Annotated in this window: 18 protein-coding genes and 1 pseudogene; 10 read left to right on the top strand and 9 right to left on the bottom strand. The window is 69.1% G+C overall.

Annotated elements, in window-relative coordinates; genetic code table 11:
* Nucleotides 1-62 precede the first annotated feature (62 nt).
* The 7 genes from DEJ14_RS11365 to DEJ14_RS11335 all read right to left on the bottom strand — a co-directional run bounded on the left by DEJ14_RS11365 (nucleotide 63) and on the right by DEJ14_RS11335 (nucleotide 4266).
* Nucleotides 63-359, bottom strand: coding sequence for a DUF7169 domain-containing protein (locus DEJ14_RS11365; RefSeq protein WP_111086076.1), 297 nt, complete (start codon nucleotides 357-359; stop codon nucleotides 63-65).
* Nucleotides 344-487: a hypothetical protein gene (locus DEJ14_RS11360; RefSeq protein WP_181437586.1), complete on the bottom strand. Its 144-nt coding sequence runs from the start codon at nucleotides 485-487 to the stop codon at nucleotides 344-346. Before DEJ14_RS11360 ends, DEJ14_RS11365 begins: the two co-directional genes overlap by 16 nt.
* Nucleotides 484-1194: an NUMOD4 motif-containing HNH endonuclease gene (locus DEJ14_RS11355; RefSeq protein ID WP_220036447.1), complete on the bottom strand. Its 711-nt coding sequence runs from the start codon at nucleotides 1192-1194 to the stop codon at nucleotides 484-486. Before DEJ14_RS11355 ends, DEJ14_RS11360 begins: the two co-directional genes overlap by 4 nt.
* A gap of 163 nt (nucleotides 1195-1357) precedes the next feature.
* Nucleotides 1358-1804, bottom strand: a complete 447-nt coding sequence (locus DEJ14_RS11350; RefSeq protein WP_146249790.1) for a hypothetical protein — start codon at nucleotides 1802-1804, stop codon at nucleotides 1358-1360.
* Between the two features lie 268 nt (nucleotides 1805-2072).
* On the bottom strand, nucleotides 2073-2315 hold the full coding sequence (locus DEJ14_RS11345; protein WP_146249791.1) for a hypothetical protein: 243 nt from the start codon (nucleotides 2313-2315) through the stop codon (nucleotides 2073-2075).
* A complete protein-coding gene (locus tag DEJ14_RS11340) occupies nucleotides 2312-2578 on the bottom strand; it encodes a hypothetical protein (protein WP_146249792.1) in 267 nt (88 codons plus the stop codon). Before DEJ14_RS11340 ends, DEJ14_RS11345 begins: the two co-directional genes overlap by 4 nt.
* A 539-nt stretch (nucleotides 2579-3117) precedes the next feature.
* Nucleotides 3118-4266, bottom strand: coding sequence for a phage major capsid protein (locus DEJ14_RS11335; RefSeq protein ID WP_146249793.1), 1149 nt, complete (start codon nucleotides 4264-4266; stop codon nucleotides 3118-3120).
* A gap of 932 nt (nucleotides 4267-5198) precedes the next feature.
* Here DEJ14_RS11335 and DEJ14_RS11330 point away from each other — a divergent pair.
* Both DEJ14_RS11330 and DEJ14_RS11325 read left to right on the top strand, forming a co-directional pair.
* Entirely contained in the window at nucleotides 5199-5423 is a 225-nt protein-coding gene (locus tag DEJ14_RS11330; protein WP_111086080.1) for a hypothetical protein, read from the top strand.
* Between the two features lie 63 nt (nucleotides 5424-5486).
* On the top strand, nucleotides 5487-5714 hold the full coding sequence (locus DEJ14_RS11325) for a hypothetical protein (RefSeq protein ID WP_111086081.1): 228 nt from the start codon (nucleotides 5487-5489) through the stop codon (nucleotides 5712-5714).
* A gap of 12 nt (nucleotides 5715-5726) precedes the next feature.
* Here the strand turns inward: DEJ14_RS11325 and DEJ14_RS11320 are convergent, their stop codons facing one another.
* On the bottom strand, nucleotides 5727-6311 hold the full coding sequence (locus DEJ14_RS11320; RefSeq protein ID WP_111086082.1) for a hypothetical protein: 585 nt from the start codon (nucleotides 6309-6311) through the stop codon (nucleotides 5727-5729).
* A 432-nt stretch (nucleotides 6312-6743) separates the two neighbouring features.
* Here DEJ14_RS11320 and DEJ14_RS11315 point away from each other — a divergent pair.
* The 4 genes and pseudogenes from DEJ14_RS11315 to DEJ14_RS11300 all read left to right on the top strand — a co-directional run.
* Nucleotides 6744-7004 (top strand): annotated as a pseudogene (locus DEJ14_RS11315) (ATP-binding protein); the annotation flags it as partial.
* Nucleotides 6978-7343, top strand: a complete 366-nt coding sequence (locus tag DEJ14_RS11310; protein WP_349775268.1) for a magnesium chelatase subunit ChlI family protein — start codon at nucleotides 6978-6980, stop codon at nucleotides 7341-7343. The pseudogene DEJ14_RS11315 and the gene DEJ14_RS11310, both read left to right, overlap by 27 nt.
* Nucleotides 7340-8593 carry a DNA-processing protein DprA gene (gene dprA, locus DEJ14_RS11305; RefSeq protein ID WP_111086083.1) on the top strand — a complete coding sequence of 418 codons (1254 nt, stop codon included), beginning with the start codon at nucleotides 7340-7342 and terminating at the stop codon, nucleotides 8591-8593. The genes DEJ14_RS11310 and dprA overlap by 4 nt, the downstream gene beginning before the upstream one ends.
* A 25-nt stretch (nucleotides 8594-8618) precedes the next feature.
* Nucleotides 8619-9557, top strand: coding sequence for a tyrosine recombinase XerC (locus DEJ14_RS11300; protein WP_258373321.1), 939 nt, complete (start codon nucleotides 8619-8621; stop codon nucleotides 9555-9557).
* Between the two features lie 231 nt (nucleotides 9558-9788).
* Here the strand turns inward: DEJ14_RS11300 and DEJ14_RS11295 are convergent, their stop codons facing one another.
* Nucleotides 9789-10385, bottom strand: a complete 597-nt coding sequence (locus DEJ14_RS11295; RefSeq protein WP_181437587.1) for a M23 family metallopeptidase — start codon at nucleotides 10383-10385, stop codon at nucleotides 9789-9791.
* 340 nt (nucleotides 10386-10725) lie between these two features.
* On the opposite strand from DEJ14_RS11295, the gene DEJ14_RS11290 reads away from it, so the two are divergent.
* The 4 genes from DEJ14_RS11290 to pyrH all read left to right on the top strand — a co-directional run bounded on the left by DEJ14_RS11290 (nucleotide 10726) and on the right by pyrH (nucleotide 15163).
* Nucleotides 10726-12168, top strand: a complete 1443-nt coding sequence (locus DEJ14_RS11290) for a sugar porter family MFS transporter (protein WP_111086085.1) — start codon at nucleotides 10726-10728, stop codon at nucleotides 12166-12168.
* A 312-nt stretch (nucleotides 12169-12480) separates the two neighbouring features.
* Nucleotides 12481-13407, top strand: a complete 927-nt coding sequence (gene rpsB, locus DEJ14_RS11285) for a 30S ribosomal protein S2 (RefSeq protein WP_111086086.1) — start codon at nucleotides 12481-12483, stop codon at nucleotides 13405-13407.
* Between the two features lie 82 nt (nucleotides 13408-13489).
* Nucleotides 13490-14317, top strand: a complete 828-nt coding sequence (gene tsf / locus DEJ14_RS11280; protein ID WP_111086087.1) for a translation elongation factor Ts — start codon at nucleotides 13490-13492, stop codon at nucleotides 14315-14317.
* Nucleotides 14318-14443: 126 nt separating this feature from the next.
* Nucleotides 14444-15163 (top strand): UMP kinase, encoded by a 720-nt coding sequence (gene pyrH, locus DEJ14_RS11275; RefSeq protein WP_111086088.1) that lies wholly within the window; start codon nucleotides 14444-14446, stop codon nucleotides 15161-15163.

Genomic DNA, 15163 nt, shown 5'->3' with positions numbered 1-15163 from the left:
GTTCTACGCCCTAGGACTTGCCTCGCTAATCCTAGGTCCTGAGACGGGCGCACAGCGTCGGGCTAGTCCGCGGCGAGCGCGGCCTCGAGATGGGCAGCGGCGGCACGCATGGTCCTCATGATCGCCGTGTGCTCGGCCTCGGCCTCCACATACGCGGCCCGCACTGCCTGCCGTCGCGTATCCGAGAACGCCGTGAACGTCGGGTCATTGACCTGGCCCTTCGCCCGCTCGGTTGTGTCCTCGCGGGGCGCGGGAGAATGGCCAGTGGTCCACTGCGCCTCGCGGGCCTCCCTCAGGGAATGCTCGAGCCTGAGGAAGGTCGCGGCCACGGTGTCGGCCACGGTCATCGCATCCGCCACGGGGTGACTCGGTCAGCCCAGCCACGCTCAAGCATCAGGCGGTACCGGAACTCCGCCGGGCTCAGCGGTTCGGGGTTGGTCGACCAGACCATCTCGGCGGGGTCGGGCTCGGTGTTGTCGTCGGTCATGCTTGCTCCTCCAGAGCTCGGTTGGCCGCTCGGCGTGCTCGCTTCGCGGCGTTGTCAGCCTCGCGTGTCGCGGGGTCGGCCCGACGGGCGCGGGCGTACTCCCGCTGCGCGATCAGGCAGGGCTCACAGCGGCAGCCATGGCTGTACTTCGACTTCGTGCCGTGCTGGGCCGTCGCCCGGGTGCCGTGGCGCTGCGCGTCAGCCGCGTTCTCGGCGTAGGTGCCGTACGCCAGGTTCGCCGCCACGTTGTGGAGCGGGTCACCGTCCAGGTGCCGCACCAGCGGATAGCCTCTGGGGTTGGTGTGAAACGCCTCGGCTACCAGCTGGTGAACTTTCCGGTACCGGCCTTCGATCGAGACGCGGAGGTAGTCTCCGTCACTGTCCAGCCACTGCTTCAGATCCTGTGGCGGGTGGTAGGTCGGCAGTACCGAGCCGGTGAAGCGGACGCGGCCCTCACTGCTGACAACGTATCCGCGGGCATCCGCAACCGGCCTCCAGACTTCCAAGGGAAGATCCGGCGAAGGCTGCACGGGCGGGTTGTCCCGCATCCGCCGGACAAGGGACGCAGCCCAGCGCGCATGATTGCACGGCTCACACGCGCGCTCGCCGCGGTCCAGGTGGGCCTGGTACCCGGTGGCGCCCATCGTCCCGCATCGGGGGTCCCAGGTCGGGTCGGGCCGGTCGTCGGCCTTGAGCTCCGCGCTCACAGCTCGACCTCGTAATCCCGGGCGGCTCGACGCGGGCGGCGGGACTGGGCCTCGGCCTGCTGGAGGAGTCGGACGATGCGGGCCCGAGTCTTGGGCCTTACGGCTTGGTCCAGTCGGAGGCGAAGATCGGCGGCAGACGGGGTTCGGTTGGGGTTCGGCACGGTCAGATTCCTTCGTTCGTGGGGGTGTTCGGGGACTCAGCAAGGCGCTGGGCATCGCAGGGGTTGCAGTAGATGCCGACACCGTCGAGCGAGGCCGGCCTGATCGGGAAACTGTCCACCGGGTGGACTTCGCCACACCGCTTACAGGCCTTGGCTCCTGACGGCCATTTGGCGAGCTGCGCATCGCGGACCTCCTCTGGCGAGCGCGCAGCGAACCGCTGCCGTCGCTGGGCGCGGCGTCGATGATCCATCTCCCGCCGGTGGTCGATCCGCTTCCGGATCACGTCAGCGTGCCAGTCGGACGGCGCCGTCTCGAGGAGCTCGGTGAGCTGTCCGATCGCCGACGGCAGGGAGTTCCGATATGCCGCCACCCGGCGATCGTTCTCCTTCTTGCGGCGCCAGGCCTTCCGCTCAGCGCGCGTTGGCGTCGGGTAGTTAGGGGCGCTCATCGGAGGTTCCCAGCGATGCCGAGGATGAGCAGGCCGAGGCTGAGTGCACCCGCGGCAGCCAAATTGAGGGTGATGCCGGAGCGGATATCGGCGAAGAGATGCTTCATTTGGTCGGTCCAAACGTAGAGAAAGCCCCTACCCAAGCCGCCCGTCTCTACTCAGGCAGCCCGGATAGGGGCGGTTGGTTCGGCGCCAGTCTGCGGGTAGAGAACCGCTGACGCCTTACGGGCCACCCGCAGGTGGGCCGTTGGTACTGGGGGAGCTGGATTCAGCTCGGGGAGTTGGCCTGCTCGCGGAGTGTGAGATTGCGGGCCTTGTTGCGCTGGCGATAGCGCGCCATCTGTTCACGGCGGGCCTTTCGGCCGGCGGGAGTCTTCCGATAGTCACGGACGCGGGCGCGGACACAGACCGCGCAGCGCGACGTGTGCCCATTCCGAGTCATCGCGTCGAGCGGGTACTCGTCCAGCGACTTCAGCTCGTTGCAGCCGGGGCAGACCTTTGAGTCAGTCATTCGGTTGCTCCCTTCCGGATCGAGGCCTTGATGCTGGCCACATGCGATGACGTGCCCACCTTCCGGGTCGACGCGGCTGCGGCATCCTTTGAGATCCGGCGAAGCGTCGACAGCAGGGAGACATATGCCGCGAGCGTGCGGGTCGGCAGCCCGCCCTTTTCGTCAAGCTCAGCGGCGACGGAGCGCGCGAGCTGGACGGTGCCGGCGTGTGTCGGCAGGGCCAGCACGGGATCGGCTGCGAGCGTGACCTCGAGGGCCTTCATGTGGACCCCCGCGGGGGTGCGTGTGCGTGTCATGATGCTCCCTAGCAGTGGTCGAATGCGGTCTGTGGAGTGGGCAAAAAGTGGGCGAGCGAGATGTTCATTTACCCGGACTTCTGAACCGACGCCGCCGGCTACAGGATGGAAGGCGCCCTACCCCTGGGAGGCGGACCACTCGCGATCGGTCGGCTGTCCAGGCTGTTGACCAGCGCACCGACGACCGCGAGTGATCCATGTGCTCGAGCACCGCGAGAGGAGGCGCGGCACTCGAGCACGTCTGAGGGGCACCAGCTCGACAAGATCAGCCAGGCAAACTCGATCCGAAGACCGAGGCAGGAGATGCAAGCCGAGCCCGTCGAGCTGGTGCGTGTCGTCGACCGTGAGGGACCTAACCTCCGCCGACTGTGTGCCGCCCGGTGACCAACCAGCGCACACACTCAACGCTCGGACGAAAGGGCCGAGGGCTGAGCTGGCGCCCGGCCAGGCGATGAGACCTGACCAGGCTGTCGCGGTAGCTGCCGCGACTCAGCAGTGCGTGAGGCTTACGCCGCCGCGGTGTTGACCACGGTGATGGCCTCGGGGATCGTGACGTCGGTTGCGAAACGACCCTCGACGCGGGCGCGCACCTGGTTGGTGCTGAAGCCGGTGATGGCATCCCACGCGACCTGGATGCCTTCCTTGTCCGTCGAGATGTTCGCAGCACCCTGGCCGATGACCAGTGCCTTGCCTGCCGGGACATCCGGGCTCGCGAGCGTCGGGACGCCCCAGAGACCGTAGTTCTCACCGCCCATGAAGGCGTTGCCACCCAGGTACTGGCCGTTGGCGTCCTTCGAGAGACGCACCGAGTCGTACGTGGCCTGGTCGATCACGATGGCGCTGGCCTGGTAGCCGAGCGACTCGATCTTCGACTTGCCGAGGAACAGCGAATCGGCGGCCGAACCGCTGTAGGCCTGAGACTGGACACCGCTCGTGGCCAGGATCTTGGCCACGGCGAGCGAGGTCACCTTCCGCAGAACCCCGTTGCGGAGCTCGTTGGTGAGGAACGCCTCCAGATCCGCGGAATCGGACAGGAGGAACTTGTCCACCATCTCCGACAGAGTCGCCACGACGTCCAGGTGGTTCTGGACCTCGGCCACCGTGTAGGTGGAGACAGGCTTTTCGGCACCGGGCGCGACGACCGCTGCGTTGTGCGTGCGAACCGTCTGGGTCAGGTGGCTGTAGTTGCGGGTGTCGCGGACGCGGACCTCGAGGAGCGACAGCAGGCCGAGGCCGGCTTCACCCTTCGGGATCGGCTTGGTGTCCAGGGCGACCGGCTGGGTAGCGCTGCCACCCGCGACGAGCGCTTTGATACCGGCGCCAACCATTCGCTGGGCCGTGGCCTTGACCGAGGCGGGGGTGATGAATCCGCTCGCCGACTTGACACCGATGACGTTGCCGTCGATGTCGATGGTCTCGCCGGTACCGCCGGTGTGGAAGCCGGCCATCACGGCTGCGTTCTTCTCGCCGCGCTCGATGGCAGCCTTGATCTCCACCACTCGGGCGTTGCCCTTCTCGAGCTCGGCGGTCTCAGCCGCCGAGAGGTCGCGGCCGGTGCTGGTGACATCGGCGATGAGACTTGCGAGACGGGACTTGATGAGCGTGAGCTCCTGCTTGGGACCGTTCATGGTTGTGAATTCCTTCGTGTAGAACACTGATTGCGGGCGGTCACCCGCTGGAGTGGCCTACGGATGGTCTGGAAGTACGGACCCTTGGTGCATGCCCCTCCTGGGACTCGGGCTGGCCTTCGACCTACCGGTGTCCGTGATCGACCTCTGCCTCTCCTGAGGCCTCGGGTCGCGGACGCGGCGATGCACCGACCGGGCGGGTTCGCGCGGTCGGGCAAGATTGGGGATGGGCCGTTGCGGGCCCGGCGTTGGTGGCGAGTGGTTATAGCTCCGCCGTCGTCTGACAAAGTGCCTCGTCAGGTAACAACCTGAGTGCCCGGGTGCCTCCCGAGGGCCTATACGAGGCCCCACAGAGGCCCTTCGCGGGGTATGAGAGGCTCGTTCGGACCCGTTTTGCCGCAGCCACACAGCAGGTCACCTGTGTGTTTGCTGGGGAGTAGCCGCTCAGCGTGCTAATTTCTGGGAGTCATCTGTGAGAAAAGCGCGACACGCCGTAAATCGAGGGTTTGAACCCGCCGAGCGGTGGCGATGGCCCCATCGCCAGACCTCGCGGAGAGCCTTTCGAGCTCTCGCGGGTCCAACTGAGGCTCCCCGGGCTGCCGGCAGTGGGCCAGTCAGGCTCTGCATCGGTCGCGGGGCGTGCCCTCGGTCAAGAGCGATAGTAACACGGGTTGTCAAGCCCGTATCCTCATAACGCACTTTCTCTCCTGGGAGTCCGCTGGAAGTGCTCCGCGAGGTGATCTCAGCCCTCAAGTGGCCCTGCTCGCCTGCCCGTGTGGCGCCGTCGCGGAGGTCGATCCAGTCGCGGGAGTCGAGTGGATCGAGCATGCCGTGCAGGCCGGGTGGCTCGGACAGTTCGGGCGGGTTCGGCGCTTGCGCCTTGAGGCCCCGTGCAGGGCCACTGGGCGGGCGCCGAGGTTAAGGGCTACCTTGCGGGATACATCAACTGAGGAGCAATCATGGCTACCAGCAACCGCGAGTTTCGCAGCGGCAGCATTCACGCGGGACTCGACGAACTCAAGGAGCGGCTCGGTGGCAGCCTGCTTCAGCAAGAACCGGACATCCGGATCGAGTACGACAACCCTCGGGACTTCAGTGCTGACAGCTCAGCGCATGTGTTCGTCACCTATGACTACGTCATCCCGCGAAGTGACGCCGACGAGCTGCTGAAGCGCGCGATCTGATTCGGTACGGCGGCCGAGTCACGTGACGCGCTACGGTACGAGTACACCAACTGAGGAGCTCTCATGGCATCAAGCAATCGCGACTACAACGACGGCATCATCGTCCGAGGTCTCGCCGAGATCAAGGTCGGCAATCGACAGATCAAAGAAGAGGTCATCGCGGTCGACGTCCGCTACGACAACCCGGCAGAGCCTGCTGGTCCTGGCTACGCGCACGTCACCGTCACTCGCGAGCACCTGATCCTCAAGGAAGATGCCGACAAGCTGCTTCGGGATGCGCTCACGACTTGATGGCGTTGCTCGCTACAGATCGCGGAGCTCGGCAGACAGCTCACTGATCCGATCGCGGAGCAGGCGCAGCCGGCAGGCGTCGTGGTGCTGCTCCGGGAGGTCGGTGCCAAAGGTCTGAGCGATCATGTGCTCCAGGTCGCGGGCCTCACGCCGGAGCGGGGCCAACTCGTCGGTGAGCACCTTGCGGTCGAGTTCGGCGCCGAGGTCGCTGGTCGGTGCGAAGCGGTCGCGGGTTCGGGAGCCGCGCAGCTCGGTCTGCCATCTACCGCTCAGGGCAACGGCGCGCTTGGCGGCTTCGGAGCGGTCTCCTCGGTGGCGGTAGGACGACGCGGAGTGCTCGGGCACGAGGGCCGGCAGGGTGGCCACGTCGTCGGGGACGCGGATGCCGACGAAGCCTCGGACGCCGCGGCGCTTGGCCTCTCGGAAGCCTCGCGTGCGCAGCAGGTCGAACAGTTCGCGGGACGTGAATGGTCGGGCGGTGTCCGGGAGGGCGGCTGCGGCCACTCGGTAGATGGCGGTGCGGGGGGCCCACGCTTCGGGCTCGAGGTCGAAGATCCTGTCGAGTCCGTCGAGGACGGGTGCGTTGGTGGCTGGCATGGTGCTCCTGAACTGCCGTGCGGGTGGGTGATCGGTGGGTGGTGCAGTCATGTTCAGGAGTTTTGCAGCTTCATGTCAGGTCAAGGCCTGGGGGGCACTTAGGACAAGTCTCACATCCGCGCCGTTCCGGGGATCAGCGATCCGGGGGGGCAGAAGGGACAACGGGTTCGGGCCGGTCCGATGCCCGGAACGACGGGTGCCGCAGGGGTGGGGGGCACTTTGGACAAGGTTTCTCAACTAAAAGGAAACAGTGGGCCGATTTCTGCCCCACACGCCCCGGCTGCCTATCACATCGGCTTAAACAAGCCGATCGGGGCCGGGGCAAGTTCTGCCCCAAACCTGCCCCAGGGCCCTCGAAAGTGCCCCGTGGGTATCACACGTACCGGCCTGGTACTACGTCTGTGTCGCTTTTTGGTGTAGCTTGACGAAGCACCGGAGTTCCCCCGTGCGGTGCTCGACGCGCTCCGCCAGCCGCTCGAGTCCGGTCGGATCACCATCCACCGGGCTGCGGGCGCCGCCGAGTTCCCGGCGCGGTGCCAGGTCGTGCTCGCTGCCAACCCCTGCCCGTGCGGCAACGCCGGCGGAGCGCACGGGCAGCCGTGTGAGTGTCCGCCGAGTGCGGTCCGGCGCTACCTCGGGCGGATGTCCGGACCGCTGCTCGACCGGATGGACATCCGGGTGCTCGTGCCCCGGGTGACGACCGGGAAGATGCGTGGTGCCGACGGGAGCACGCCGACGACGGCCGAGGCCCGCGCCGGAGTCGCCGCGGCCCGCGCTCGGATGGCCGAACGCCTCCGGGGCACCGGGTGGACGAAGAACGCCGAGGTCACCGGAGCCTGGCTGCGGGCGGACGGTCGGATCGAACCGGGTTCGACCACCGAGCTCGACCGGGCGCTCGACCTCGGCACCCTGACGATGCGGGGCTGGGACCGGGTGATGCGGCTCGCGTGGACCCTCGCCGACCTCGAAGCGGTCGACCGTCCGAGCGGAGCACACGTCCGGGGTGCCCTCGCCCTGCGGAGCGCGCTGTGAGCGGCGTGGGGCCCGGGCACGGCAGCGGCAACGAACTGCTCGCCGCGATCCGGCGGCTCCTCGCGACAGACGGAGCGTCGGATCCCGTCGAGACCGCTGCCCGCGTGGCGTGGTCCGTGATCGTGGAGCCGGGGGACTCCGTCGCCGGTGAACTCATGGCGGCCCTCGGGGCGGAGCGCGCCCTGGGCTCGGTCCTGCTCGCGGCCGACGGTGCGTTCGACGAGCTGCTCGAGGGCTGCGGGGAAGCGGGTGTGCCCGGTGCGGAGGACCCCGATGCGTTCGCCGGTGTCCTGCACACGGCCATCGACCGGTGGCGACCGCGCTTGGTCCGGTCCGACGTGGCCGACGTCGTCGCCTCGGCCGAAGCCGTCGGGGCACGACTGCTCGTGCCCGGGTCCGCTGGGTGGCCGACGGCGATCGACGACCTCGGCCCCCACGCACCGCTCGTGCTCTGGACGCGCAGCGCCACGGCGGGTGTCGGCGACGGGGCACCCGCCCTGGCCGTGGTCGGGTCGCGGGCGAACACCGTCGCGGGGGCCGAAGCAGCCGCCGAGATCACCTCGGCCGCCGCGGACGCCGGCTGCACGATCATCAGCGGCGGCGCCTACGGGATCGACGCGGTCGCACACCGGGTGGCGATCGCCGCGGGGGCCACGACGGTCGCGGTCCTGGCCGGGGGGATCGACCAGCTCTACCCCGCCGGCAACGTCCAGCTGCTCCACAACGTCGCTCGGCAGGGCGCCCTGGTGGCGGAGTCGGCGCCGGGCACCCGGCCGACCCGGTGGCGCTTCCTGGCGCGGAACCGGTTGATCGCCGCCCTCGCCGATGCCGCTGTCGTCGTGGAGGCCGGTGCGCGGTCCGGTGCGCTCAACACCGCGCACCACGCCGGGCAGCTCGGTCGCCCGGTGTTCGCCGTCCCGGGGGCGTTCGCGTCCTCGGCGTCGGTCGGGTGCCACCGACTCGTGGCGCAGGGCCGGGCACAGCTCGTCGTGCACCCGGGAGACCCGGTCGCCGCGATGCGTCCCGTGGCCGCATCCGGCGTGTCCGCTGTGGCGGACGAACCCCTCGTGTCGGTCCAGCGCGATCCCGAGGTCGTCCGGGTCCTCGACGCGCTCGGCCGTCGTGCCCTACCGGAGGCCGAGATCGCTCGACGCTCCGGGCTGTCCGGAGCCGAGGTGGCGGATGCCCTCGCGCTCGCGCAACTGCAGGGGCTCGTGGCGCACAGCAGCGGCGGGTGGGGCCGCGCATGACGTCGGCCAGCCGTACGCTGACGACGTGGCGGACCGAGCAGAGCAGAAGGACGAGCGACTCGTGGCAGCCGTCGACTCGTTCCTCGGGCACGCTCGACACGCCAGGGGACTCAGCGAACAGACGCTCCGCGCGTACGCGAACGACCTCGACCAGTTCGTCGGGTTCGCCGCGCGACGCGGCGTCGTCGGCGTCGACGGGGTCGACCTCGAACTCCTCCGTGACTGGTTGTGGGAAGCCGACCAGCGGGGGCTCGCACGGTCGACGATCGCCCGCCGGTCGTCGTCGGTGCGGGCGTTCACCCGGTGGGCGAGCGAGACCGGGGTGACCGCGATGGACGCCGGTGTGCGGCTCCGTGCGCCGAAGGGCGGCTCGCACCTGCCGCGGGTGGTGTCAGCCGACCAGGTCCGTGGGTTGCTCGACGGCCTCGCGGCCCGTGCGGCGACCGACGATCCCGGGGCGCTGCGGGACCTGGCGCTCGTGGAGCTGCTGTACGCCGCGGCCATCCGGGTGAGCGAGCTCGTCGGCATCGACGTCGCCGACGTCGATCGCGGGCGGCTCACGGTCCGCGTGCTCGGCAAGGGCGGGAAGGAGCGGGTCGTGCCGTTCGGCGTCCCGGCCCGTGACGCACTCGAGGGGTGGACGTCACGGGGGCGTCCGACCCTCGCGGCGCGGGCCGACGTACCGAGCACAGCACTGTTCCTCGGCGACCAGGGTGGCCGGCTCGGGGTGCGCAGTGCGTACCGCGTGGTGGCTCGCCTGCTCGGGGACCTTCCCGGCGAAGGGCCGAGCGGACCGCACACCTTCCGGCACACCGCGGCGACGCACCTGCTCGACGGGGGAGCGGACCTGCGGGCGGTCCAGGAACTGCTCGGGCACGCGAGCCTCGGGACGACGCAGATCTACACGCACGTGTCCTCGGCACGGCTGCGCGAGGTCTACCGGACCGCTCACCCGCGCGCCTGACGGCGCGACCGCCGGACCGCCCCCCTGCGTCATCGCCGGGCCGGTGCCGAACGCCCGGGCGACCGTAGGACCGGCGGCACGCGAGCACCGGCGTGGAGTTACGACGCGCCGCGACGCGCACGACCGGCTCGACCCGCCTGACCCGCCTGACGCGCCTGACGCTCGCCGACGCACCCGGCCAGCCAGCGGGCCGGCGCACGTCGCAGGTCGCCCACCGCTCGTCGCCGACGCTCACCCCGGCCAGGCGGACTCCGGCAACAGCACGGGCCACTCGGCCGGGGGAAGGTACGACGTCGGGTCCACGTAGCGGCCGTCGACCCGCGCGCCGAGGTGCAGACACGGTGCCGAGGCCGGGCAGTGCCCCACGGACACCCGGCCGACCGGATCACCCTGTCGGACGTCGTCCCCGGCGGCGACGAGCGGCTGCACCGAGTCGAGGGTGCTGACGAGCCCGCCGCCGTGGTCGACCGTCACGACGCTCCTGCCGCCGACCGGTCCGGCGAACGCCACCGTGCCGTCGTCGACCGCCGCCGCAGTCGTGCCGAGCGGCGCCGGGACGTCGATCCCGCGGTGGCCGGCGGCGTAGTCGTCGGACGGCGGCTCCCACCCGCGCTCGACCACCCGCGTGCCGGTCGGCCAGACCCACGGCTCGGCAGCACGAGCCGCCGCCGTGCGCTCTCGCTGGTCGCGCTGCGCTTCTGGCGCGGGCACCGGTGTGGACGACGATGTGGGAGACCCCCCGGGCATCCCGAGCAGCAGCACCAGCAGCACCAGCACCAGCGAGACGACCGGGGGGAGCCGAGTGCCGGAGCCGGGGAACAGGAGCATGCCGCCACTCTGTCCGCCACGGACCGGCCACACGACCGAGGTGAGGCGGTCCGTGGAGGGCGAGGCGGGCCTCCCGGCCTGTGGAGGGACGAGGCGACCGCAACGAACGACGTCCTCGATGTCGCACGACATCGACGGTGTCGTTCCGAGTCGAGGCGACACCCCCGACCCGACCCGACCCGACCGCCCCGCCACCGGACGCACCCGGTTATGACCACATGCGCCACGAGGAGTACAGTCGGGGCCGCTCCGGACCACGCAACGCCGCACGGACGGCGAACGAGCCGACCGCCGGGGCACCGTGCCCACAGCAGCACGGCCGGCAGAACCCAGGAGCATCGTGTCCAACACAGCCACCGGGCACGGCGAGGACCGTGCGTTCAAGGGGAAGGTCACCGCGTTCGCCATCGCAGCAGCGGTGGGCGGTTTCCTCTTCGGCTTCGACTCGTCGGTCATCAACGGCGCCGTCGAGGCCATCAAGGGCGAGTTCGGCCTGTCCGAGGCGGCGAGCGGCTTCGCGGTCGCGTCCGCGCTCATCGGCTGTGCGTTCGGCGCCTACTTCGCCGGTCGACTCGCTGACCGCTGGGGTCGCACCCGGGTGATGTTCTGGGCCGCCGTGCTGTTCCTGGTGAGCTCGATCGGCTCCGGCTTCGCGTTCGCCACGTGGGACTTCGTCCTGTGGCGTCTCGTCGGCGGCCTCGGCATCGGTACGGCCTCGGTCATCGCGCCGGCGTACATCTCCGAGGTCTCGCCGAAGGCGATCCGCGGGCGCCTGGCGTCGTTCCAGCAGCTCGCCATCACGCTCGGTATCTTCGCCGCGCTGCTCTCCGACCAGTTCTTCGCCGTCACCGCCGGTGGCGCCTCCGAGGTCGTCCTCGGCCTGCCGGCCTGGCGCTGGATGTTCCTGGTCGGCGTGATCCCGTCGGTGGTCTACGGCATCCTGGCGATCACGCTGCCGGAGTCGCCGCGGTACCTGCTCGCCAAGGGGCGGACGGAGGACGCCCGCGCGGTCATGACGAAGATCGTCCCGCGCGACACGGTGAACACGAGCCTGGAGGAGATCCAGGACGGCATCAAGAAGGAAGCCAACGAGAAGAAGGGCTCCATCCGGGGCAACCGCTTCGGCCTGCAGCCCATCGTCTGGGTCGGGATCATCCTGGCCGTGCTGCAGCAGTTCGTCGGCATCAACGTGATCTTCTACTACTCGACGACGCTCTGGCAGGCGGTCGGGTTCAAGGAGAGCGACTCCTTCCTCATCTCCACGATCACGTCGGTGGTCAACGTCGCGGTCACGTTCATCGCGATCTTCCTGGTCGACAAGGTCGGTCGGAAGCCGCTGCTCGTCACCGGTTCCGCCGGCATGTTCGTGTCGCTGGCGATGGTCGCGATCGCGTTCTCGCAGTCGACGATCGTGGACGGCAACCCGAGCCTGCCCGGCTCGTGGGGTGTCATCGCCCTCATCTTCGCGAACCTGTTCGTCGTGTCGTTCGGTGCGACGTGGGGTCCGCTCATGTGGGTGCTGCTCGGCGAGATGTTCCCGAACCGCATCCGCGCCACGGCGCTCGGCATCGGTTCGGCCGCCAACTGGGTCGCGAACTTCATCGTCACGATCACCTTCCCGGTGCTGTCCGGCTTCAACCTGACGGTCACGTACGGCATCTACGCGCTGTTCGCGCTGATCTCGTTCTTCTTCGTCATCGCGAAGATCCCCGAGACCAAGGGCCGCTCGCTCGAGGAGATGGGCATCTCCGCAGAGGGCGACACGGTGAACGCGAAGGCGTGATGAGTCGCGTCTGACACACCCAGAACACCGGACAGGAGGCCCGGATCACGTCAGCCGGTCGGCGCGCGTGATCCGGGCCTCCTGTCTGCTAGCATTTCTCCAGCAGTGCGCTGATGCGCGCTGACTTCGCGTGTCCACAGGGTCGTCAACGGTTCGCCGTCTCCGACCCGGCACCCGACCACCGGTCCCGCTCTCACGAGCGGGCGGTCGCGTGCCAGGGCACCAGGGATCACGACCTCCGGTCGTGCTCGACACAACCGCAACAGGGGCACAGCACAGCTGTGCGCCGAGAACACAGAAGGAGGACGGCACATGGCCGTCGTCACCATCCGCCAGCTGCTCGACAGCGGCGTCCACTTCGGACACCAGACCCGTCGGTGGAACCCGAAGGTGAAGCGCTTCATCCTCGCCGAGCGCTCGGGCATCCACATCATCGACCTGCAGCAGTCGCTGGCCTTCATCGACCGCGCGTACGACTTCGTCAAGGAGACGGTCGCGCACGGTGGCACGATCCTCTTCGTGGGCACCAAGAAGCAGGCGCAGGGCTCCATCGCCGAGCAGGCGACCCGCGTCGGCCAGCCGTACGTCAACCAGCGTTGGCTCGGCGGTCTGCTCACGAACTTCCAGACGGTCTCCAAGCGCCTCGCGCGCATGAAGGAGCTCGAGGAGATCGACTTCGACGACACGACGAAGGGCTTCACCAAGAAGGAGCTCCTCATCAAGAAGCGCGAGCTGGACAAGCTCCACAAGACCCTCGGTGGTATCCGCAACCTCACGCGGACCCCGAGCGCGCTCTGGATCGTCGACACCAAGAAGGAGCACCTCGCCGTCGACGAGGCGCAGAAGCTCGGTATCCCGATCATCGGCATCCTCGACACCAACTGCGACCCCGACGAGATCACGTACCCGATCCCGGGCAACGACGACGCGATCCGCTCCGTCGGTCTCCTGACCCGCATCGTCGCCGACGCCGCGGCCGAGGGCCTGAAGACCCGCCACAACGGTGGCGACGACGAAGAGGCCGCAGAGCCCCTCGCCGAGTGGGAGCAGGAGCTCCTCGGTGGCGACGCCGCGACGCCGTCCGCCGACGCCGCTCCCGAGGGCGCGACCGTCGAGGAGAACAACGCTGACGCGCAGGTCGCCGCGAAGGAGATCGGCGAGCCGATCGCCGACGACGCGAAGAACGCGGAGCCGACGGCCGAGGCCGAGGCAGCCGCGGAGACCACCCCCGCCGAGTGACCCGTCGCAGGCGCCGGACCCGATCGGGTCCGGCGCCTGCGTCACCACTCTCCACACACGTACCGTCCAGAAAGGACAGTCAATGGCAAACTTCACCGCTGCTGACGTGAAGAAGCTCCGCGAGGACCTCGGCGCCGGCATGATGGACGCGAAGAACGCGCTCGTCGAGGCCGACGGCGACTACGACAAGGCCGTCGAGCTGCTCCGCATCAAGGGTGCGAAGGCCGTCGCCAAGCGCGACGACCGTGCCACCTCCGAGGGCGTCGTCGTCGCGAGCTCCGAGAACGGCGCCGCCACGGTCGTCGAGCTCGCGAGCGAGACCGACTTCGTCGCGAAGAACGAGAAGTTCACGACGCTGGCCGACAAGGTGCTCGGGGCCGTCGCGGCCGCCGGTGCAGCTGACGTCGCCGCCGCGAACGCCGCCCCCGTCGACGGCAAGACCGTCCTCGAGGTCGTCAACGAGTCGGCCGCCGCACTGGGCGAGAAGCTCGAGGTCCGCACGGTTCGCCGTGTCGAGGGCTCCGCCTTCGAGATCTACCTGCACAAGACCAGCCAGGACCTGCCGCCGCAGATCGCCGTCGTCATCGCGTACGAGGGTGACAACGCTGCCGAGGCCCGCTCGATCGCCCAGCACGTCGCGTTCGCGAACCCGACGTACCTGACCCGCGACGAGGTCCCGGCCGACGAGATCGCCAAGGAGCGTGCGACCGTCGAGGCGATCACGCGCGAGGAGGGCAAGCCCGAGGCTGCGCTCCCGAAGATCGTCGAGGGTCGGGTGAACGCCTACATCAAGCAGGTGTCGCTCCTCGACCAGGACTACGCGAAGGACAACAAGATCTCCGTCGCGAAGGCCGCCGAGAACGCCGGCATCACGATCCAGGGCTTCGCCCGCGTCAAGGTCGGCGCGTAACGAACCCGTGACGGGGTCAGGAACCAACCAGGTTCCTGGCCCCGTTTTTCGCGCCTCCGGGCGCGACACACACGCGACACATCCGCGAGTACATTTCCACGAGACCACGACGAAGGGTGCGATCAGATGACCGACGAGAAGACCGGACGACGCCGCGTACTGCTGAAGCTGTCGGGAGAGGCCTTCGGGGCCGGATCGCTCGGCGTGAACCCCGACGTGATCGGGGCCATCGCCAAGGAGATCGCCGTCGCTGCGCGCGAGGTCGAGATCGCGATCGTCGTCGGCGGGGGCAACTTCTTCCGCGGCGCCGAGCTCTCGCAGCGCGGCATGGACCGCGGCCGCGCCGACTACATGGGCATGCTCGGCACCGTGATGAACGCGCTCGCACTGCAGGACTTCCTCGAGCAGGCCGGGGCCGCGACACGCGTGCAGTCGGCCATCGCGATGACCCAGGTCGCCGAGCCGTACATCCCGCGGCGCGCCGAGCGGCACCTCGAGAAGGGTCGCGTCGTCATCTTCGGCGCCGGCGCCGGTCTGCCGTACTTCTCGACCGACACGGTGGCTGCGCAGCGAGCACTCGAGATCAAGGCCGACGAGGTCCTCGTCGCCAAGAACGGTGTCGACGGCGTGTACACGGCGGACCCGAAGAAGGACGCCACGGCCGAGAAGCTGCACCACGTGACCTACCAGGACGCGCTCCTGAAGGGCCTGAAGGTCGTCGACGCCACCGCGTTCTCGCTCTGCATGGACAACGGCATGCCGATGCACGTCTTCGGCATGGAGGGTGACGGCAACGTCCAGGCCGCCATCCGTGGCGAGCGCATCGGCACCGTGGTCAGCAACTGA

This window comes from Curtobacterium sp. MCJR17_020 (genome assembly GCF_003234365.2).
Taxonomy (GTDB): Bacteria; Actinomycetota; Actinomycetes; order Actinomycetales; family Microbacteriaceae; genus Curtobacterium.
The sequence above is the reverse complement of the archived record's forward strand: the minus strand, read 5'-3'. Positions and strand labels throughout refer to the sequence as shown.

Bases quoted from the DNA above. Each gene is read 5' to 3' on its own strand.
- DEJ14_RS11360 (WP_181437586.1), bottom strand. From the start codon at position 487: ATGACCGACGACAACACCGAGCCCGACCCCGCCGAGATGGTCTGGTCG.
- rpsB (WP_111086086.1), top strand. From the start codon at position 12,481: ATGGCCGTCGTCACCATCCGCCAGCTGCTCGACAGCGGCGTCCACTTC.
- pyrH (WP_111086088.1), top strand. From the start codon at position 14,444: ATGACCGACGAGAAGACCGGACGACGCCGCGTACTGCTGAAGCTGTCG.
- DEJ14_RS11340 (WP_146249792.1), bottom strand. From the start codon at position 2,578: ATGAAGGCCCTCGAGGTCACGCTCGCAGCCGATCCCGTGCTGGCCCTG.
- DEJ14_RS11310 (WP_349775268.1), top strand. From the start codon at position 6,978: ATGGACATCCGGGTGCTCGTGCCCCGGGTGACGACCGGGAAGATGCGT.
- DEJ14_RS11330 (WP_111086080.1), top strand. From the start codon at position 5,199: ATGGCTACCAGCAACCGCGAGTTTCGCAGCGGCAGCATTCACGCGGGA.
- DEJ14_RS11320 (WP_111086082.1), bottom strand. From the start codon at position 6,311: ATGCCAGCCACCAACGCACCCGTCCTCGACGGACTCGACAGGATCTTC.
- DEJ14_RS11325 (WP_111086081.1), top strand. From the start codon at position 5,487: ATGGCATCAAGCAATCGCGACTACAACGACGGCATCATCGTCCGAGGT.
- DEJ14_RS11345 (WP_146249791.1), bottom strand. From the start codon at position 2,315: ATGACTGACTCAAAGGTCTGCCCCGGCTGCAACGAGCTGAAGTCGCTG.
- tsf (WP_111086087.1), top strand. From the start codon at position 13,490: ATGGCAAACTTCACCGCTGCTGACGTGAAGAAGCTCCGCGAGGACCTC.
- DEJ14_RS11350 (WP_146249790.1), bottom strand. From the start codon at position 1,804: ATGAGCGCCCCTAACTACCCGACGCCAACGCGCGCTGAGCGGAAGGCC.
- DEJ14_RS11295 (WP_181437587.1), bottom strand. From the start codon at position 10,385: ATGCTCCTGTTCCCCGGCTCCGGCACTCGGCTCCCCCCGGTCGTCTCG.